Source organism: Priestia megaterium (assembly GCF_009497655.1).
In the GTDB taxonomy this organism is placed as follows: domain Bacteria; phylum Bacillota; class Bacilli; order Bacillales; family Bacillaceae_H; genus Priestia; species Priestia zanthoxyli.
The window spans coordinates 1,446,640-1,465,740 of record NZ_CP023317.1 but is presented as its reverse complement, the minus strand read 5'-3'; the positions used below and the strand labels follow the sequence as shown (position 1 = coordinate 1,465,740).

The following is a 19,101-nucleotide window of genomic DNA, read 5'->3' as shown; positions in this document are numbered from 1 at the left end:
TTGCAAAGGTTCTTCTTTATCTTAGCTTACTTTTGGCTATTTGACTATGATTTCCCTTCTAAAAAATAGCCAATTGCTCCAAGTGCTACTCCTAAAATGGCTCCGCCAATCACTTCTTCTGGCTGATGACCAAGCATTTCTTTCAAGCGCTGTTCCGTCAAATCGTGAAAGCCTCCGTCTGGAAGACCCGCAAGCTTTTCAATTTCTTCATCTAACGTATTCACTTTAATAGTAATTTCGCCAGTCTGCCTTCGAATTCCTTGTGCATCGTACATCACAATAATTCCAAAAACAGATGCTAACGCAAAGTCAATCGTAGAAACACCTCTTTTTAATGCTACATAGGTAGCCAAAGAAGATACGCCGGCTGAATGAGAGCTTGGCATTCCACCCGACGCAGCAATCATCCGCATATCCCATTTTCCTGTTTGATACTTTTTAATTGGGATTTTTAAAGCTTGTGCTAAACCGATTGATGAAAGAGCAATGACAATTCCTTTATTCATATTGCTTCACCTCATCTATAGTTTGCGATGGATTGACATCTTGTACCCAAGCAAATATTGCCCAACAAAAAACGCCGGGCTAATCTGCTGACAGAGCAGACTAATCCCGGCGTTTTTGGAAACAGTTCTGTTATTTTTTACGCTTTTTTTGTGCAGCATTATTCATTTTGGCAGATTCAACTTCAGCATAAGAGCCGAATTCTTGTCCATATTGATTATTTGCACTTTTATTAGCTTCTAACTTCTTGTTAACAGAATTATTTTGGTTTTGTTGCACGTTGAACTCAGAAGCAAACTCCCCAGCATAAGTGTCATTTGCACTTTTTGCACGCTTTGCTTTTTGAGCCTGATTTGCTTTAAACTCAGAAGAGAACTCTTGGTTATAATTATGCTTTGCATTGTTATTCGCTTGCGCATTTTTATTACCTAATTTTTGACGACCCATCGCTATCTCCTCCTATTTGTACCTCGTTGGTACACTATTAGTATGGATCAAGCGGCACGTCATATCCTGTTCAAATTAAGGTAAAAACACCAGAGCTTAGCACGTTTATATTCTTGCTACGTACTCTTTAACCATTTCTTCCGTCACTACTTTACGGCCTGGAATGATGGTATATTTTTGAGACAGCTCATTAATTTCTGCTGTTACAGCGTTAATACCGTCTACAGAAAAGGGCTTCCCTTCTTTGCAGAGAAGCACAGTTGCTTCAATAGCTTGCTCACGTCGAGCTTCTAAGCTGGCAAAAGCACGTACTAATTCGTGCTGTTTTTTAGAATGGGCTGAAATTTCTTTATGTACACTCATGTTCGTTCCTCCATTATATTATGCTGAGTTAGTAAAAATAAGTTAATGTCCTCATAACTGATTTGCTTTTCCGGTAATTCTTTTAAGTTTTTTTCTATCGCTGCAGATTCTTTCTTAATGCTATCCAAAAAGTTTTTCATCTTTTCATTAAAAGCGACTTTCCCGCTTATCTTGCATTGTACAAATTGCTCAATGATGGATTGCTGCCTATCGTCGAGATTTGCCTGCTTACATAAATCGGCAAATAAAATGACAGGGAAACTGCGCTGCTTTACTACTACTTTCAGTGATAAAAATGCACGAATCAGTTGGAGCATCACTTTTATATCCTCTATTGTAACAGAAGATGTCAGATTTCTTTTACTATTTATCGTTAAAATTTTAAAATAATGATATCCCAATGCTTTTAAGGAATATGATTGAGCCATCATTTGCCGGAGTGGCTCAGCAAACGATGACCTCTGATAATAAACAAAAGGCGACCATAGCCACTCATAAAGCGAAGGGTTTGATTTTGTAAACAAATAAATGGTTTTGTACAAATCCCACCCTTGCATATCATAATTGCCTTCTGCTACATTAATGACCTCTTGAGGTCTATTGAGATGAAGATAGCGTGATGCTTTATATTTATATATAAAGCGGACGTCAAAATCACTCGCTAACGTGTCGAGTCCGTAAGCACGGCTCCCTGATTCACATGCAAACAAAATTTCTACATTATATTCTTTTTCAATTTCCTGTAAACGTTTATTTATGTGTGTAGACATAAAAATTAATGACCCTTTCTTTCCTCCAATACATGTTCTAGCACCGTCATTGTACTTACCAATTCTTGAATTGGAAATTCTTCAGACACGGCCGCTTGCAGCTGTTTGTAATAATCATACCATTCTTCAGATACAGACTGTTTATGCGCTAAAACGTACTGATTCACTAAATAGGTATAGTGTGAATGAAGAGCAGCTTCTTCTTTCGCAATGTAGTGATTAACATCCGGCTTAATACGTTCTAATAAAGCAGCGTGGAGCTTTGCTTTCTCATTTTTTTCAAAAAAGCTTTTATTGTTTTTATACAGTGAAAGCTCTTTTTGATACGATTCATTCTTATCGAATTGATGACTTGTCACAACTTCGCTGCCATTTGGCGGCTCTAACGAGTTCAACGTTGGAGTAAACGTCGGTTCATAGCGCTGTAGCTTTGTAATGATCAGTCGATGCCAGTCTTCGATTAATTTTACGATGTATTTTTCGATTCGCAAAGTGGTCGCACGCACTTCTTGCGTTGCGTCGAAGGAAATAGACGTTAACAACTCCTGCAAACACAGGCGCAGCTGCTTTTGCTTTTCACCTCGATCATCTCTTAAGTTTGCCGGACTGAATGCTTCTTTAAAGAAGTCATCGTACCTCACAAACAGACGTTTTTTCACATAAAATAAAAGCTCTTCTAATTCTCGGTCAAACTGCTGTTGTTCATATTCAAAATGAATTTCATGCAGTTTTGCTGCTACCTGCTCATTTTTTATGTGAAGAGATTGAATGTATCGCTTTTTATCGACTTCTGATTTTGTCTGCACCTGTTTCATTTCATTGGCAACTGCTAAAATTTGTTCGAAATCTGCATAGACACTTTGGATAGCAAGCTCTGGTAATTCATAATTTATGAAGCGGTAAAACGCATTTTTGAATGGCAGAAACATTTTATCCTCGTGGTTTTGCAAAGCCTGCAAGCTTGATACCGGGTATAAGCGCGGAAAGCGTATACCATACTGTTCAAGCTGCTCTTTTACGTACGTCTGAACTAACTGCAGCTCTGTATCCGAGCTGGCTAAGTCCGCTGCATTTACTAAGAAAAACATTTTATCAAGCGCAAATACATCTTTTACACGGCCAAGCTGAATAAGAAATTCTCGGTCAGCTTTTGAAAATGCATGATTATAATACGTTACAAATAAAATGGCATCTGCATTTTTGATATACTCAAACGCTACTCCCGTGTGTCTCGCATTGATTGAATCAGCTCCAGGTGTATCAACAAGCGTAATGCCTAAGCGAGTAAATTCACAGTCATAATACAGGTTAATAAATTGAACAAAACACGCTTTTTCTTCCTTGGCTACATAATCATGAAATCCTTCTGTATCCACTACTACTTCTGAACCGATATGATGCTTGACTTCGCCGTAGCCTTTTTCTACTGCCTGTAAAAACGACAAATGCAGCTGCAGCTCTTCTGTTGCCTGCAGGGTCGGAATAATCGCTAGCGCTTCGTCAATTGTTTCTACTTCATGATGAAACAGCTTAAGTGCACCATTTAAATCTTGGATCATCTGCTCGTTTGTTTTCATTTGCACAACAGCTGTTTTATGCGGCCGTTTTTCTGTTGGAGGCATAATTTTATTGATGGTTGCTGTTGTTGGATTCGGAGATACAGGAAGTAATCTTTCTCCAATCAACGCATTAGCAAAAGATGACTTACCGGCACTGAATGCTCCGAATAAAGCTACGGTAAACGTTTGATTTGATAGCTTTTTACGTTTTTCTTGAAGCCTATTAATAAAGCGGTCTAATTTTCCAAATGAACGGAGCTGTTCGAGAACAGCTGATACATCTTGAAGAACCTTTTCTGTTCCTGTTTCATGCACAGCTTCCTCAGGCTGTGAAACTAACTGCTGCTCACTCGCAGCTTCATGCTTTTCTTCAGCTTTCATGATGCCCGTTTCATATTCTTCTTGTAACATATATGACAACTCGTTTGTATCTTCTAGCGTTAGGTCGTCATCAGTTTGCTGTAAAGATTGAAGCAACGCTTTTGTACGCGCCAGTTTTGCTTTCATTTCCTGAAGAGATGTATACGCTTCTTCAAATGCCTCACATTCCTGCAAGTGTTGAGAAATATTCTCACGCTTTACTTCATCTTGCTCCATTTTGCTCTGTTCGATTTGCGCATAGAGCTCGTATAATAATCGCGTGGCTTTTTTCTTAATGTGATCAGCTACATCTTTTGCGTACGTTAAAACATAATCACCATTAATCGTAGCTCCTGCTTTTACCGTTTCAATTAAGTCATGAGGTTCTAACGGAATTTCAAACTGCTGAACCTGGCGTATAAGATCCGGGTCAGTAAGATTTTGATTTTTCACCAGATCTTGCACATATTGCTGCAAGTGCCACTGCAGCTGAGAGGCTGTTCGTTCTTTCATATCGTCAAAAAATAACGTCAGCCGCTCTTTTTTTACTTCCTCGGTCTTTTTCTTAGCAAATAAAAGACCGACTTTGAAATCAGGCTTTGTCGTTTCTAAAAACAGCCTAGCTTTTTCTCTCATTTCATATGGTGTTAAATTGGCGTTGCTTAGTATCTTGCCTGTTTCTTGTTGGTACGTTTCTGCTAACTGCTTTTCAGCACGCTTTATTTCCGCTTCTTTTTCGAGAAGCTGCTCTTTTTGCTGCTTATTTATTTCATGGTTCTCAAGCGTCAGCTTATGGCGCAGCTCGTCATGAATCGTTAACTTTTCTTCTTCTTGGTCTTCAATAAAGGCAAGGTGATCGTCAATTAACATTTGCATCGCATGTTGAATATGCTGATGTCGGTTTTCTTTTTCCGTCATCATAGCAAGTAATAGAGATTTTACGTACGAAAGGTCATTATGACGGTTGGCTGGCTCTTTTAACGACGTATAGAAGATTCCTTCTGGTCTAACATTCCACTTTAAAAATGACGTTTCTACAGATTCTTTAAATGCTTGAAATGTTAGCTGATCTTCTTGATGTTTATCGATTTGATTTACAATTAAATAAAGCGTTTTATTAGCTTCTTGCAGCTGTTTTGCAAATTGAAGATTTAATTCTGCCTGCACATGATTATAATCCATCACGTAGAAAATAACGTCCGCTAAGTGAAGAGCTGACTCGGTCGATACACGATGCGCATCATCTGTTGAATCAATCCCCGGTGTGTCCATCACCACAACATTTTTAGGAATAGCGTTTGTCTCGATTGATAAATGAATGGACTCTACTTCATCTCCGTCGACAGCAAACTGCTTAATTTGTTCATACTGATAAGGCGCTTCATAACGCACCGGCGGCTGTTTGCGGTAATAAACGGTTGCATGCTCATCCCCCGCTTTTACTGATACTAAGTTTGCGCTTGTCGGAATAGGACTTGCAGGCAAAATTGCTTGCCCCATTAATTCGTTAATCATACTCGATTTCCCAGCCGAAAAATGTCCGCAAAATGCTACAACAAATTCACCGTTCACCCACTTTTTTAACAGCTGTATTGCTTTTGCTGCCTGCTGTTCATCTCCAGCTGCTTGAAATTGCTTATGTAAATGAAAAAGAGATGCTTCCAATTGGAGATTTTCTTGATGTTTCACACTCACTTTACCCATTATTACTCTACCCCTTTTGCCTCATTCAAGACTGTATTTAAATGTTCTCTATCCATCTTTGTTTCTGCTTATTCTTTCTCTATTTTACTTGATTCACCTACGTTTTCCCATAAAAAACTGAATTTTTAGTTACAAAAACAATAAAAAAAGCTGTCAATAATTTGACAGCTTTGCATTGTATTTATTTACCGTGTATATATTACGCCTTTTGGGCTTTTTCAATATTTTTCATTACATACGTTGTGACGCCAACATATGTAGCAAGTGCTCCGATCACAAAAAGACTAACCATTACGTCCACCACCGTTTCTACTTGATGAAATTGATAATCTTTATCATTTGATTTCATCTTATCATGAAAGATAATCATTTTCAATTAGTTTTGAGATTTTTTTGCAGGAAAGAAACGTCCCGTATTTTGCATGACCTCGCCATAATTTGTTTCATTCGTTAGCGCTTGCTCTTCTAAAGGAATTCTAACGGCTAATATACACAAATTGAAAACAGAAAAAATAGCTAACGTCCAGTATGCCTGAAACATAAGCGGAACTAACACCAATTCTGCCGCTACAACTGTATAATTTGGGTGCTTCATAAACCGATAAGGACCTCTTAGCACAACCTTCGCGTTAGGCAAGACGATAATTTTTGTATTCCAATACTTTCCTAATGAAGAAATAGCCCATACTCTTGCAAGTTGCACAAGCACAAAAAAGCTAAACAACAAAAAAGAAAAGTGATACATTCCACCGTTTAACACATACACTTCCGTAAAAAGAGCAGCAAAAAAAGCGGCGTGCATGCTTACCATCCATTTGTAGTGACTTTGACCAGCTTCGTATGCTCCCTGCTTCTTCATCCAAGCTTCATTTCTTTTGGCAATCACCAATTCACATAGACGCTGTAAGATAATAAATACAAAAAAACTATAAAAAAACAATCGCTTTACCTCCACTCTAATAGAAGCATTTCAGAACTAAATCCAGGACCAAGAGCTGTTAATAAACCGTATTCTTTACTCGGAATTTCTTTCTTCATAAAGCGGTCTAGCACATATAAAACGGTTGCCGAAGACATGTTTCCATGGTTTTTAAGTACATCTAGTGAATCAGCAATCATATTTTCGTTTAGCGATAGCGTTGATACATATGCTTCAAGCACTTTTTTCCCTCCAGGATGAGCAACAAAATGTTTTAAATCCCGACTGGTCAAATTCTGAGTTTGTAAAAAAGACTCAACTTCTCCGCCTAACCACGAATCGATAATAGTGGGAATATCTTTTGAAAAGACAACAAATAACCCATCATTTTTAATCTCCCATCCCATTACGTCTTCGGAATTTGGCATAAGCGTCGATTGTGTATGTAAAATGTAAGGAAAGCTTTTTGAACGGGAAAAAGTGATATCTGCTTCGTCACCTGCGACTAAAGCAGCTGCTACTCCATCAGCAAATAAAGATGTACCGATTAAGTTGCTTTTTGAACGATCATTCCGCTGAAAAGTCAAACTGCACAGCTCAACGGATAATACAAGAACTTTAGCGCGCGGAAAGGCTTTGCAATATTCGTAAGCCCTTGAAAGTCCAGATGCTCCTCCGGCACACCCTAATCCCCATATAGGGATTCTTTTTGTATGGTCTGAAAACGCAAGCTTATTCATAATTCGAGCTTCAATGCTAGGCGTAGCTACACCGCTTGTTGAAACGTAAAAAATAGCATCAATTTCTCCACACGGCAAGGGGGTACTTACATAGTCTTTATTTGTTAAGCATTCTTCAATGGCTTTTGTACCTAATTCAACAGCACATTCTATAAAAGCATCATTTTTTTCTTCGAATGTATGATCTTCTTGAAACCAAGATAAGTCTTTGGCAAAATTACGTTTTTCAATTTGACCATTTTGAAAAACGGTCAGCAGACGATTAATATCTTTAAACGACTCGGAAAAAAGTTCTTTTGCAAATAGCAGCGTGTCTTGCTGAGTTAATTCATAGGGGGGAACTCCAAATCCAACTGAGATAATTTTTGGCATACACTTCACCTCTTTGATTGCGTTACATTTAACATTTGTAATAGCTGGGGATTTATTCAATTCTTTTTTAGTGGAATGGAGGTGAAACATAAAAAAACTTTCCTGTAACTCAGGAAAGTCTACGTTTTGAAGAAGTGTATGTTTGTTGTGCACTTTTATTATAGCGCAAATAATCTGAATGTACAGATACAATTTATGGATTGACGAAAATAAGTGCTTATTTTTTATGAAAAGAAAATGGACATATAGATTTCATCTACATATTCATTGTTAAAATAAGCTTGTTCTTTCATAACACCTTCTTGTTCAAATCCTACCTTTTTATACAATTCGTATGCCACTTTATTAGAAGCAAACACAGTTAAAGAAAGTTTATGAAGATTATTTTCTTTGCACCAGTTTAGCGTATAATTCATAAATTGTTTTCCTATTCCCATTCCCTGTGCTTTTGAAATAAGCCATGTACGGAAGAGCCCCGTGTGGCGCTTCATTTTAATTTCGCCTCTCAGAACACGTGCGATTCCAAGCACTTCACCTTCGACTTCAGCTACAACGTACATGTGATTGTTCTTTTCTACTGATGCAATAAAATCTTGCTCTTCTTGGACTGTGCGCGGCTCATCTTTTTGAATAAATTCCCCGGCCTCAATAATTTCTCTTACCGCTGTTGTAATATGCTCTGCATCACTTGCCTTTGCAGGGCGTATAGTGACTTCACGTCCGTCTTTTGCTTTAAATTTCACTATGTTTTTCTCTGCTGTAATCATCTATATCAACTCCTATATTTTTCACCATTCAGTACTACTATTTTGGTTCTAGCTTGCGTAATTTATCAGTGGTAAAGTTCTGCTTTTCATTTCATCTAACAAGCAATCATGTGCATTTGTTGTATTACCCACGCTTTAAACAAAGCTAAACCATTTTTGAAATATTTATTCTTGCACAGACATCCTAGAAATGCAATTAATTGCGTTAAAGAACTATTATTTCAAATTTTCTTTACAAAAGTGCATAAAAAAGAGGCTGGGACACAACGAAATCACTCCGACCTAAAGACGAACAAATGGGATTAATCCGCTAGAAGCAACGAAACGCATGAAAGCTACGTCCATCTTAACAATAAAAAAATACGAACTAACAACCAATAATTTTGATTATTAGTTGCTAGTTCGTATTTCACTTCGACTAAACTATTTTTGTCCTACTTTTTATTAAAGTCCCATTGAGATATATTTTACTTCTAAATAATCTTCAATGCCGTAATGACTTCCTTCACGTCCAAGGCCACTTTCTTTAAAGCCGCCGAATGGAGCTTGAGCTGCAGATGGAGAGCCATCATTTACTCCTACAATGCCGTACTCTAATTCTTCAGATACAAATGTTGCTTCTTTGATGTTTTCTGTAAATACGTAAGCTGCTAAACCATAAGGGCTATTGTTTGCTCGTTCTACGGCTTCTTCTACTGTTTTGAATGTTGCTACAGGTGCCAATGGTCCAAACGTTTCTTCAAACATGCAATTCATGTCATCAGTTACATTTGTGATAATTGTCGGCTCCATAAAGAAACCGTTTTTAGTTGTTATAGCTTGTCCGCCAACTACAACTTTAGCTCCTTTACTTTTTGCATCCGCAATTTGTGCTTTTACTTTCTCAACCGCTTTGTCGTTAATTAACGGTCCAACTTGTGTACCTTCTTCTAATCCGTTTCCTACTGTTAATTCCGCCGCTTTTGCTGCAAATTTTTCAACGAAAGCATCTGCAATGGATTCTTGTACGTATACGCGGTTTGTGCAGATGCACGTTTGACCTGCGTTGACAAACTTAGAAGCAATTACGCCGTTTACAGCAGCGTCTAAATCTGCATTTTCTGTTATGATAAACGGTGCATGACCGCCTAATTCCAGCGATAATTTTTTCACAGTATCAGCAGCACCGCGCATTAGATGTTTACCAACCGCTGTTGAACCAGTAAATGTTAATTTTCGGATGCGTCCGTCTTTTTGCCATGTGTCGCCAATAGCTGCTGCATCTCCAGTAACAACATTGATCACACCTTTTGGAACGCCCGCTTCTTCTGCGAGTTCTACTAAACGAAATGCTGTAAATGGTGTTTCTTCAGATGGTTTTAAAACAATTGTACATCCTGCTGCAAGAGCTGGGGCCACTTTACGCGTAATCATGGCTGCAGGGAAGTTCCATGGCGTAATAGCTGCTACAACGCCAACAGGCTGTTTTTTAACCGTAATACGCTTATGCGTATGATGAGCTGGAATCGTTTCACCATATACACGCTTTCCTTCTTCAGCAAACCAAGCAATATAATCATTGCCATACTGCACTTCACCTTTTGCTTCTGCAAATGGTTTGCCTTGTTCCGTTGTCATAATTTCTGCTAGTTCATCTTTATGATTTTCAATAAGTTGATGCCATCTCATTAAAATAGCACTGCGCTCTTGAGCGGTTCTTTTCGACCATGTTTTAAAAGCTGTCGCTGCTGCATCAGCGGCAAGTGCTGCTTCCTTTGCGCCTGCCTTGGGAATTTGTCCTATAACTTCTTTTGTTGCTGGATTAATCACATCAATTTTCTCTTCTGTTGTTGTCCATTCACCGTTAATATATAGTTTGTTTGGATACATCATTCATCCTCCTAGTTGTGTGAATTTCTTTGCGCTGTGTTAACTACACTATATACACTAGCATCTTCGTTGATTTATGAGAACTTCCCTTCTATACTATGGGTATAACAAAAGGTTATAGGTGATAAATATGAAAACAGAATGGCTTGAGTCTTTTATTGAAACAGCCAAAACAAAAAGCTTAAGCAAAGCAAGCGAACAGCTGCATATGACGCAGCCCGCGCTCAGTAAGCAAATGAGAAAACTAGAAGAAGATTTAGGAGTAACATTATTTATTCGCTCCGCTACAGGAGTAGAATTAACCTCAGCAGGTGAAATTCTTTTACAAGAAGGTGAATCCATACTATCAAGCGTTCATGCTCTTCAAAAAAAATTAGTGTCTACGCAAGAAGCTTGTGATTTAACTATCGGAACGTGGCAAAGTATGGCTGCTTTTTACTTACCTTATCAACTGGCTTCTGCTAAAGACCACAATCGCCATATTGATATAAAAACCTCGCATCACTATTATGATTTGTTAGAGCAGTTAGAAAGCAATCAAATTGATGGAGCTTTATTTGATGATCGAGAGATTCAACATACTTACTGGTCAAAATTATTATTCAAAGAAGACTTTTATTTATTTGTGAATGATCAGCACCCGTTAGCCGAAAAAGAAAGCGTATCATTTGAAGATTTCAAAGAAGAACCCATTGTAGTTCTCCCTCCAGGGTGCGATGTTCGGACACTAGTAGAAAAAGCGTACAATCGTCATAACTTAAAAATGTCCATTGCCAATGAAATTGAATTTGCTCAAAGTATTATGGGATTTATTTCAGCTAATTTAGGTATTTCAATTCTCCCTGAAATTTTTATGCGCCATTTACAAAGCTCAAACATTAAAGCATTGCCTATTACAGACTTCAAATTCAAAAGAGAAATTTCATTAGTGGCAAAAAATCCTGACGTGGGGAAAATGCTTTATACACTGTTTTTCAAAACACGATCTTAATAGGAAAGACGACCAAATTAGGCCTAAGTTCCCCATAACAATGAAAAGATCCGAACGATTAATCGTTCGGATCTTCTTCAACTAACATACTTTTGTGCCAGCCTCTTTTTATTTCGATATTGCTTCATTTGTTAACTTTGTGTCCGCAACTTGCGCACGTGGTGATTTCATCATATTAAAGACAATATTTAAAAAGATTGCTGTAAAACTCCCCATCACAATACCGCTTCCAGTGAGAACTTGAAGACTCTCTGGTAAGTTTTTGAAGAGTTCAGGTACAACCGTCACCCCTAGACCCATACCAACCGAACATGCAATTACAAGAAGGTTTTCTTGTTTTGCTAAATCAACTTGACTAAGGATTTTTATACCTGAAGAGATGACCATCCCAAACATGGCTACCATAGCTCCTCCAAGTACAGAGCTCGGGATAACTGTCGTCACGGCTGCGATTTTAGGTAGAAAGCCCAAAATGATTAAAATTCCACTCGCTGCAAATACAACATTTCTTGTGCGAACACCTGACAACTGTAAAAGTCCTACATTTTGAGAATACGCTGTATAAGGAAATGCGTTAAAAAATCCGCCTAATAAAATCGCCAATCCTTCTGCACGATAGCCTTTAGATAAATCTTTTTCATCCACTTCTTTTTTACAAATATCACTAACGGCAAAATAAACGCCTGTGGACTCGACAATGCCAACAAGTAAAACAAGGAACATTGTCAGGATGGCCATAATATTAAACGTTGGCATCCCAAAGTAAAACACGTGCGGCATATGAATCCACGCTTCTTCTTTTACGCCGGAAAAATCGACTTTTCCCATAAAAGACGCTGCAATTGTTCCAACAACCAATCCTAATAACACAGAGACGGAGCGCATAAATCCTTTTGTAAATCGATACAGAACAATAATTAATAGCAAAACGCCAAAACCTAAACCTAAATTGCTCAAGCTGCCAAAATCTTTACTTCCTTCTCCTCCAGCTAAATCTTTAATCGCTACAGGAATTAACGTAATTCCAATAATTGTTACAACCGAACCCGTAACTAAAGGAGGGAAAAACTTAACCAATTTACCTAGAAAAGCAGAAAGAAGGACAATGAGTAAACCGGCGACGATAATAGAACCATATATGGAGGAAACGCCGTAAGAACCTCCAATTGAAATCATAGGTCCTACGGCAGTAAACGTACACCCTAATACAACTGGAAGACCAATACCGAAAAAACGATTTTTCCATACTTGCAGCAACGTTGCCACACCGCACATAAATAAGTCAATCGCCACTAAATACGTAAGCTGCTGCTGAGTCAAGCCAATGGCTCCTCCAACAATAAGCGGGACAACAATCGCACCTCCGTACATAGCTAAAACATGCTGTAAACCAAGTGAAAAGACTTTTCCTTTATTCATATTAAACCTCCACTGTTGGTTTATCTTCAGCAAATGTAACTTTACCATTTGATAAAGACTGAATGCGCGCTAATGATTCTACTTTAACGCCTGATTTACGAATTTGTTTTCCTCCATCTTGGAACGCTTTTTCAATAACAATACCAATGCCGCCTACTTTAGCACCTGCTTTTTGCACGATATCCATCAAGCCGAATGCAGCTTGGCCGTTTGCTAAAAAGTCATCAATAATTAAAATCACGTCATCTTCTCGAATAAATTTATCAGCAACTGAAATTTCATTTTCTTCTTTTTTTGTAAATGAATATACTTTTGATGTAATGAGTCCGTCTTGAAGTGTTAAAGATTTTCTTTTTCTGGCAAACACCATCTCAACGTTTAGCTTCAATGCGGTCATAATCGCTGGAGCAATTCCTGATGATTCAATCGTTAAAATCTTCGTAATTCCTGCATTTTCAAAGCGCGAAGCAAATTCTTCTCCAATTTCTTTCATCAGTACAGGATCCATTTGGTGGTTTAAAAATGTGTCTACTTTTAAAACCGTGTCCGATAATACGATTCCATCTGTTAAAATTTTGTTTTGCAAAGCTTTCATAGTTCGTTCCTCCAACGTTTGTATTAAAAAAGCTCAAAAACATAGCTGCACTCGTATATGAGTAGAGCAATGTTTTTGAGCTTTTACGCACAAAAGTGAAAAACAAACTTCATCGCTCACCCATAGTCAAACTATTTACGGTAGTTTGGTAGATACTTACGAGCCTTATTCTCGTCATTATATGAGTGCGTTATTGAGTTACTTGTATTATATCAGCAAATCTTTTATTTGAAAATATCTAAAAAAGATATTTTCGAACATTTACTTGCAATACAAAACATAATATTCGGTTATAGCACTTTTTATACGTGATAAATTTGTCCGTATTTCTCTTCTAGATATTGAATTAAATAATCTACATTTAGCCCTTCACCCGTCACATCGTTTAAAATTTCAAGAGGTTTTTTCATTTTTCCGTACTGGTGAATATGTTCTGTTAACCAATTTGTAATCGGCGAAATTTCTCCTTTTTCCAAGAGTTCATCATAATTAGGCAAGTCTTTTAACATGGTATGCTTAAACTGCGCTGCGTACATATAGCCCAGAGCATAGGAAGGGAAGTACCCAAAGCTTCCTCCGGCCCAGTGTACGTCCTGAAGCACGCCTTCTCCATCGTGACTTGGACGAACCCCTAAATATTCTTCGTATTTCTCATTCCAAATTTCCGGTAAATCCTCAACTTTATACTCCCCGTTTATTAATCCTTTTTCAATTTCGTAACGAATCATAATATGAAGAGGATACGTTAACTCATCTGCTTCAATACGAATAAGCGACGGTTTTGCCTCATTTACTCCTCGGTAAAAATCTTCTAAACCTACATCGTCAAATTGCCCCGGCGCATGCTGTTTTAGTACGTCGTAATTATGCTGCCAAAATGCCTTATTTTTACCGACAAACTGCTCAAAAAACAGCGACTGTGATTCGTGAATTCCCATTGAAGTACCTTCACATAGAACTGTACCGACAAGATCCTTTGAAATATTCTGCTCATATAAAGCATGGCCGCATTCGTGAATTGTTCCAAAAATAGCCGTTCGAAAATCGTTTTCGGCATATTTAGTCGTGATGCGCACATCTCCCGGGTTTAAGCCAGTAGCAAAAGGATGAACTGTTTCATCAAGGCGCCCCGCTTCAAAATCATAGCCGAGTGTTTTTAACACGTCTAGACTAAATTGCTTTTGCGCTTCTTTTGGGAAAGTACGGAATAAAAATTCCGTATTGGGCTTTGTATTTGACCCGGCGATTCGCTGAACAAGAGGCACAATATGCTCCCGCAGCTTTCCAAATACCTCGTCTAAGATTTCAACCGTCATTCCCGGTTCAAAAAGGTCTAATAAACGGTTATATTTGTTTCCTTCATACCCCCAATACTCCACAAACTTCTGATTAAACGCTACAATTTTTTCAAGGTACGGTTGAAATAAAGCAAAATCTGCTTTTTCTTTTGCTTCTTCCCAAATTGACTCCGCTTTTGAAGTTAACGTAACGTATTCTTTATATTCGTGCGGAGGAATCTTTTTATTTAAGTCATATTCTTTTTTACATTCTTCCACTGCTTTTTTCGTAATATCGTTTATGTAAGGCTGTGACTCAGGGTTCGTTAATTTCTCAATAAAACCTGCCATTTCATTAGAAACGGAAAGATTGAACGCTTCTGATGACATCATGCCAATCACTTCAGAACGCTGATCCGCCCCTTTTTTTGGAGCACCCGTTCTCAAATCCCAGTACATCACTCCGATTGCCTCGTGATAACTTTTGATTTTATTCATGTATTCATAAAACTGTTTCTCAATTTTCTGTATGTCTTCTCTCATTGTTTTTTCCTCCTTACTTTCCTTATTTCACCATAAATTATTTTATCATAATAGTAACGGTGTGTATATAACTGAAAATTCAATCTATTGTGCACATAAAAAAGCGCGGCTGCCACCGCGCTTTTTTATACGTTTTCTATTTTCGTTGGAACATTTTGTTCAATGATTGAACGCACTTTTGAATCTGTGCTTTTTGGCATAAAGATCGTGATTAGACCCTTATCATTATGAGAGCGAATCAGCCTTCCAACTCCTTGCTTTAAGCGAAGAAGCATATACGGCATATCTGCATCCCAAAATGGATCGACTACTTGATTGCGCTTTGCTTCAAAGACCGGATCATTTGGCGGATACGGCAGAGACCAAATAATTACATTCGATAACGAAGGTCCAGGAATATCCAACCCTTCCCACAAATGAACAGCGCATAAAATCGTTTCTTCTTCCCTTTGGAACTGAGACACTAATTTACTGATTTCTTGATCGCCTTCAAATAAAAATGTGTACTGATTTAACTCTTTGGAAACTTCTTTGAACATCTCTAGTTCTTCTTTACTGTTAAACAATAAAAGTGCTCGTCCGTTCGTTTTTTCGAGCTGAGCAACAGCAAAGGCAAATTTTTCAGCAAACGCTTCTTCTTGATCATCGGAAACATCTTTCACCGCAATTTTCATTTGCTCATCATAATCAAATGGCGATTCAACGGAAAAAGAAAGCGGCTTTGCAATTCCTAAGCTATATGCTAAATAATCGAACGATTGGTTATCTGAAAGAGTGGCAGAAGTGAAAATGTATGGTATTTTCTTCGCAAATACTCGTTCTTTTAAGACGTCTTTTACTGCTTGCGGCATAATAACCAACGTCAGCTGCCAGTTGTTTTCTTCCACCCAGTAGATGGCATTTTCGTTGTCCATAAATAAGCGCAGCGAATAATCAATTTGATCTAGGTACTCATCTACAATTCGCAGCGTATATTCGTCTACTGTATAGGTCTCACTCTCAAACACAAGCTCGTTTCCGATATGTTCAAGCAGCGATAAAAGTTCTTTTCCTACACTTTGTAATCCGTTTGTTCGGGCTACTTCTTTACGGCTAGAACCAACGATTTCTGTGCTTGCTTCACTTAAACGGTCAAAGAACATTGCATACACATCGATAGCGTGCTCGATCTTCACAGCAAATTCTTCTCGCACGTCATTTTCTAATAGACGCGTTAACAAGTTTTCTAACGTATCTTCTTGAATGCGATACGTTAAAGCCTTTTGTGCAGCAAATTCCAGCAGGTGACCTTCATCAAATACAACACAGCTGCTTTCAGGAAGAAGCGGAAGCTGTCCTTCACGCTTGCGGGCTTCATATGTCCAAATGTGTTCCATGTAAAAATCGTGAGAGCAAATAATTAAGTCATGTGCTTTTCTATAGTGCTCGCGTGAAAGCGTTAAGCCACATCTATGACGCTGCTCACAGGAAGAGCAATCTTGAAACGTATCCCAGTTAATTTGATTCCATTCCTCATCCGTTAAATGAGGATATTCTTTACGGTCTCCGTAGTGATAGAACGACTGCATACCACTATGATCATGAACAAAATCAGGAAGCGTATCGTAAATTTCTTCAATGTTTTCATTATCTGTTCGTGCTGTCACAGCATCTAATTTCTTTAAACACAGATACTGATCTTGAGATTTTGCTAGGCGAACATCCATGTTAATATCTAAAATACCAGAGAGCTTGGCAATGTCTCCTTCGGCTTTTACTAACTGTTCAATTAATGTTTCATCCGCACAGGCAATAATAGCCGGCTTGCCAATATACCTTGCATAACAAATAGCGTACAGTAAATACACAATGGTTTTCCCTGTTCCTACACCTGCTTCTGCAAAGATTACATTTTTTTCTTTAAAAGCTCGTTCGATTTGAAAAGCCATAAAAATTTGTTCATCCCGAAGTTCTAATCCTGCGTCTGGAAGATGATCATAAAAAACATCACCTATCCATTCATTTAATTTGTCAAAAAAGTTTTCATCCCGCTCAATTGTAAAAGGCAACCGCTCTCTCATCATCGATACTGACTCCTTTATTTATGTAAATATCTATCAATAAAAATTAGCTTCACTTCTTTTTATCTAGTAAATTTCTCATGTAAGCAAAACTTAATTATTGACTACTTTATCTAAAATGTCAATAAAAAGAGCTGAACATAAAAAAGTTCTGCCTGTAAGGACAGAACCTTTTTGTATAAAAGCTGGGTGTATAGAACGCAAACGGAATAAGTGCTATTAAAAAATTAATTACAGCGGAATTTGGAATCCGTGGACTGAGACAATAAAAAGGCCGCTTCATACTCGGCTTTTGCTTGTTCCAGCTGAGTAAGCGTCTCTCCGCTAACTTCTATTCCCTGCTGCATTAAATGATAGCTGTTTTCCAACGCTTGCCGAATCATAGTGAACTGCGTGTTTCTATCCATTTATAAACATCCTCTCTCTGTAGTGCTTACTATAAAAGTGAATACTATCATTCTATACACCAGCTGTTTATTTTATTCTCAAAACCAGCATCTCTGGCTTAATAAATGGATTCTTTCATTTAAGAAAATAATCGAACTTATTAAAATATTTTAATTCTCACTTGACATATAGGAATAATATATTTTAAAATCACTTACAGATTCAATCACTCAAAACTACATACTACAGGCTTACCGGTCAACCGATAGCCTCTAATTGCCAGATACACGTACAATCCGTCTATGCAATTAGAGGCTTTTATTTTTTAAAAGCCTGCTGAGAGGAGAAAAAAATGGCAGAACTGCAGTTGCAGCATGTGTATAAAAAATACGGAAAAGATAGTCTTGCAGTTGATAATTTTAATCTTCATATTCAAGACAAAGAATTTATTGTATTTGTAGGACCTTCAGGGTGCGGCAAATCCACTACCCTTCGAATGATCGCCGGCCTTGAATCGATAACAGAAGGAGAATTGCTTATTAACGGAGATCGTGCAAACGATTTACCTTCTAAGGACCGGGATATTGCAATGGTGTTTCAAAACTACGCGCTTTACCCTCATTTAACGGTTTACGACAACATGGCATTTGGCTTGCAGCTCCGCAAAGTCCCAAAACAAGAAATTGATGAGCGCGTTCGTGAAGCGGCTCGTATTTTGGACTTAGAACCCTATTTAAAACGCAAGCCAAAAGCATTATCAGGAGGTCAGCGTCAGCGAGTGGCTTTAGGAAGAGCCATTGTACGGAATGCCCAAATTTTTTTAATGGATGAGCCTTTGTCTAACCTTGATGCGAAGCTTCGCGTACAAATGCGTGCTGAAATCAGTAAGCTTCATCAGAGGCTGCAGACGACCATTATTTATGTAACCCACGATCAAACAGAAGCCATGACGATGGCAAGCAGAATCGTAGTTATGAAAGACGGAAAAATTCAGCAAATAGGTTCACCTATGCAAGTGTATAATGCTCCAGAGAATACGTTTGTAGCCAGTTTTATAGGCTCACCGGGAATGAACTTTTTCACAGGAAAAGTAGTGAACAGCAAACTGTACATCAGTGAACATGAGTTTCAGCTGACAGAAAATCAAATGCATTCGTTACATGAAAAAGGCTACAATAATCAATTCATTACTGTAGGAATTCGACCCGAGCATATTACGCGTGCCTTTTCTGATGCTCCTCATATTTCATTACCGGTAGATGTGTCTGAGTTATTAGGAGCAGAGTACATACTATACAGCAGTTTAGGAGAGCAGCTCTTTGTGGCTAAAATCCCTGGGGATGAACATATTCAAGTTCATCAGCACTTTCCGTTTCATTTTCAAATGAATCATGCTCATTTCTTTGACCAAACATCTACCAATCGTATCAAAATTGACCAATAACTATCTAAAAA

General features: G+C 38.0%; 17 protein-coding genes and 1 riboswitch. Of the genes, 2 read left to right on the top strand and 15 right to left on the bottom strand.

Going from position 1 to position 19,101, the window contains the following annotated elements:
- Window positions 1-44 precede the first annotated feature (44 nt).
- The 10 genes from CEQ83_RS07355 to CEQ83_RS07305 all read right to left on the bottom strand — a co-directional run bounded on the left by CEQ83_RS07355 (window position 45) and on the right by CEQ83_RS07305 (window position 10,374).
- Window positions 45-506, bottom strand: a complete 462-nt coding sequence (locus CEQ83_RS07355) for a divergent PAP2 family protein (RefSeq protein ID WP_013056169.1) — start codon at window positions 504-506, stop codon at window positions 45-47.
- A 130-nt stretch (window positions 507-636) separates the two neighbouring features.
- Window positions 637-951 (bottom strand): hypothetical protein, encoded by a 315-nt coding sequence (locus CEQ83_RS07350; RefSeq protein WP_013056168.1) that lies wholly within the window; start codon window positions 949-951, stop codon window positions 637-639.
- A 105-nt stretch (window positions 952-1,056) separates the two neighbouring features.
- Window positions 1,057-1,314 carry a DUF2533 family protein gene (locus CEQ83_RS07345; RefSeq protein WP_155017141.1) on the bottom strand — a complete coding sequence of 86 codons (258 nt, stop codon included), beginning with the start codon at window positions 1,312-1,314 and terminating at the stop codon, window positions 1,057-1,059.
- On the bottom strand, window positions 1,311-2,084 hold the full coding sequence (locus CEQ83_RS07340; RefSeq protein ID WP_028414034.1) for a nucleotidyltransferase domain-containing protein: 774 nt from the start codon (window positions 2,082-2,084) through the stop codon (window positions 1,311-1,313). Before CEQ83_RS07340 ends, CEQ83_RS07345 begins: the two co-directional genes overlap by 4 nt.
- A gap of 5 nt (window positions 2,085-2,089) precedes the next feature.
- Entirely contained in the window at window positions 2,090-5,707 is a 3,618-nt protein-coding gene (locus CEQ83_RS07335) for a dynamin family protein (RefSeq protein WP_098113452.1), read from the bottom strand.
- 199 nt (window positions 5,708-5,906) lie between these two features.
- A complete protein-coding gene (locus tag CEQ83_RS07330) occupies window positions 5,907-6,077 on the bottom strand; it encodes a hypothetical protein (protein ID WP_155017140.1) in 171 nt (56 codons plus the stop codon).
- Between the two features lie 6 nt (window positions 6,078-6,083).
- Window positions 6,084-6,647 (bottom strand): isoprenylcysteine carboxyl methyltransferase family protein, encoded by a 564-nt coding sequence (locus CEQ83_RS07325; protein WP_028414036.1) that lies wholly within the window; start codon window positions 6,645-6,647, stop codon window positions 6,084-6,086.
- A gap of 5 nt (window positions 6,648-6,652) precedes the next feature.
- Window positions 6,653-7,738 carry a type III polyketide synthase gene (locus CEQ83_RS07320; RefSeq protein ID WP_028414037.1) on the bottom strand — a complete coding sequence of 362 codons (1,086 nt, stop codon included), beginning with the start codon at window positions 7,736-7,738 and terminating at the stop codon, window positions 6,653-6,655.
- A 224-nt stretch (window positions 7,739-7,962) separates the two neighbouring features.
- Window positions 7,963-8,505 (bottom strand): GNAT family N-acetyltransferase, encoded by a 543-nt coding sequence (locus tag CEQ83_RS07315; RefSeq protein ID WP_028414038.1) that lies wholly within the window; start codon window positions 8,503-8,505, stop codon window positions 7,963-7,965.
- 444 nt (window positions 8,506-8,949) lie between these two features.
- Window positions 8,950-10,374, bottom strand: coding sequence for an NAD-dependent succinate-semialdehyde dehydrogenase (locus CEQ83_RS07305; protein ID WP_155017139.1), 1,425 nt, complete (start codon window positions 10,372-10,374; stop codon window positions 8,950-8,952).
- A gap of 130 nt (window positions 10,375-10,504) precedes the next feature.
- On the opposite strand from CEQ83_RS07305, the gene CEQ83_RS07300 reads away from it, so the two are divergent.
- Window positions 10,505-11,365, top strand: coding sequence for a LysR family transcriptional regulator (locus tag CEQ83_RS07300; RefSeq protein ID WP_098113456.1), 861 nt, complete (start codon window positions 10,505-10,507; stop codon window positions 11,363-11,365).
- Between the two features lie 108 nt (window positions 11,366-11,473).
- Here CEQ83_RS07300 and CEQ83_RS07295 read toward each other — a convergent pair whose 3' ends face one another.
- From CEQ83_RS07295 to CEQ83_RS07275, 5 genes are all read right to left on the bottom strand, one after another.
- Window positions 11,474-12,784 (bottom strand): nucleobase:cation symporter-2 family protein, encoded by a 1,311-nt coding sequence (locus CEQ83_RS07295; RefSeq protein WP_155017138.1) that lies wholly within the window; start codon window positions 12,782-12,784, stop codon window positions 11,474-11,476.
- Window position 12,785: 1 nt separating this feature from the next.
- The gene (locus CEQ83_RS07290; protein ID WP_028414042.1) at window positions 12,786-13,379 is read right to left on the bottom strand and encodes a xanthine phosphoribosyltransferase; all 594 of its coding nucleotides are present in this window, start codon (window positions 13,377-13,379) and stop codon (window positions 12,786-12,788) included.
- Between the two features lie 103 nt (window positions 13,380-13,482).
- A riboswitch (purine riboswitch) is annotated at window positions 13,483-13,584 on the bottom strand.
- Between the two features lie 97 nt (window positions 13,585-13,681).
- A complete protein-coding gene (locus CEQ83_RS07285; RefSeq protein WP_155017137.1) occupies window positions 13,682-15,199 on the bottom strand; it encodes a carboxypeptidase M32 in 1,518 nt (505 codons plus the stop codon).
- 125 nt (window positions 15,200-15,324) lie between these two features.
- Window positions 15,325-17,262, bottom strand: coding sequence for an ATP-dependent DNA helicase (locus CEQ83_RS07280; protein ID WP_155017136.1), 1,938 nt, complete (start codon window positions 17,260-17,262; stop codon window positions 15,325-15,327).
- A 224-nt stretch (window positions 17,263-17,486) separates the two neighbouring features.
- On the bottom strand, window positions 17,487-17,666 hold the full coding sequence (locus tag CEQ83_RS07275) for a hypothetical protein (protein ID WP_013056154.1): 180 nt from the start codon (window positions 17,664-17,666) through the stop codon (window positions 17,487-17,489).
- Between the two features lie 332 nt (window positions 17,667-17,998).
- Here CEQ83_RS07275 and CEQ83_RS07270 point away from each other — a divergent pair, with 332 nt between their 5' ends.
- A complete protein-coding gene (locus tag CEQ83_RS07270; RefSeq protein ID WP_099000104.1) occupies window positions 17,999-19,090 on the top strand; it encodes an ABC transporter ATP-binding protein in 1,092 nt (363 codons plus the stop codon).
- Window positions 19,091-19,101 lie beyond the last annotated feature (11 nt).

Bases quoted from the DNA above. Each gene is read 5' to 3' on its own strand.
- CEQ83_RS07355 (WP_013056169.1), bottom strand. From the start codon at position 506: ATGAATAAAGGAATTGTCATTGCTCTTTCATCAATCGGTTTAGCACAA.
- CEQ83_RS07350 (WP_013056168.1), bottom strand. From the start codon at position 951: ATGGGTCGTCAAAAATTAGGTAATAAAAATGCGCAAGCGAATAACAAT.
- CEQ83_RS07345 (WP_155017141.1), bottom strand. From the start codon at position 1,314: ATGAGTGTACATAAAGAAATTTCAGCCCATTCTAAAAAACAGCACGAA.
- CEQ83_RS07340 (WP_028414034.1), bottom strand. From the start codon at position 2,084: ATGTCTACACACATAAATAAACGTTTACAGGAAATTGAAAAAGAATAT.
- CEQ83_RS07335 (WP_098113452.1), bottom strand. From the start codon at position 5,707: ATGGGTAAAGTGAGTGTGAAACATCAAGAAAATCTCCAATTGGAAGCA.
- CEQ83_RS07330 (WP_155017140.1), bottom strand. From the start codon at position 6,077: ATGATTATCTTTCATGATAAGATGAAATCAAATGATAAAGATTATCAA.
- CEQ83_RS07320 (WP_028414037.1), bottom strand. From the start codon at position 7,738: ATGCCAAAAATTATCTCAGTTGGATTTGGAGTTCCCCCCTATGAATTA.
- CEQ83_RS07315 (WP_028414038.1), bottom strand. From the start codon at position 8,505: ATGATTACAGCAGAGAAAAACATAGTGAAATTTAAAGCAAAAGACGGA.
- CEQ83_RS07305 (WP_155017139.1), bottom strand. From the start codon at position 10,374: ATGTATCCAAACAAACTATATATTAACGGTGAATGGACAACAACAGAA.
- CEQ83_RS07300 (WP_098113456.1), top strand. From the start codon at position 10,505: ATGAAAACAGAATGGCTTGAGTCTTTTATTGAAACAGCCAAAACAAAA.
- CEQ83_RS07295 (WP_155017138.1), bottom strand. From the start codon at position 12,784: ATGAATAAAGGAAAAGTCTTTTCACTTGGTTTACAGCATGTTTTAGCT.
- CEQ83_RS07290 (WP_028414042.1), bottom strand. From the start codon at position 13,379: ATGAAAGCTTTGCAAAACAAAATTTTAACAGATGGAATCGTATTATCG.
- CEQ83_RS07285 (WP_155017137.1), bottom strand. From the start codon at position 15,199: ATGAGAGAAGACATACAGAAAATTGAGAAACAGTTTTATGAATACATG.
- CEQ83_RS07280 (WP_155017136.1), bottom strand. From the start codon at position 17,262: ATGATGAGAGAGCGGTTGCCTTTTACAATTGAGCGGGATGAAAACTTT.
- CEQ83_RS07275 (WP_013056154.1), bottom strand. From the start codon at position 17,666: ATGGATAGAAACACGCAGTTCACTATGATTCGGCAAGCGTTGGAAAAC.
- CEQ83_RS07270 (WP_099000104.1), top strand. From the start codon at position 17,999: ATGGCAGAACTGCAGTTGCAGCATGTGTATAAAAAATACGGAAAAGAT.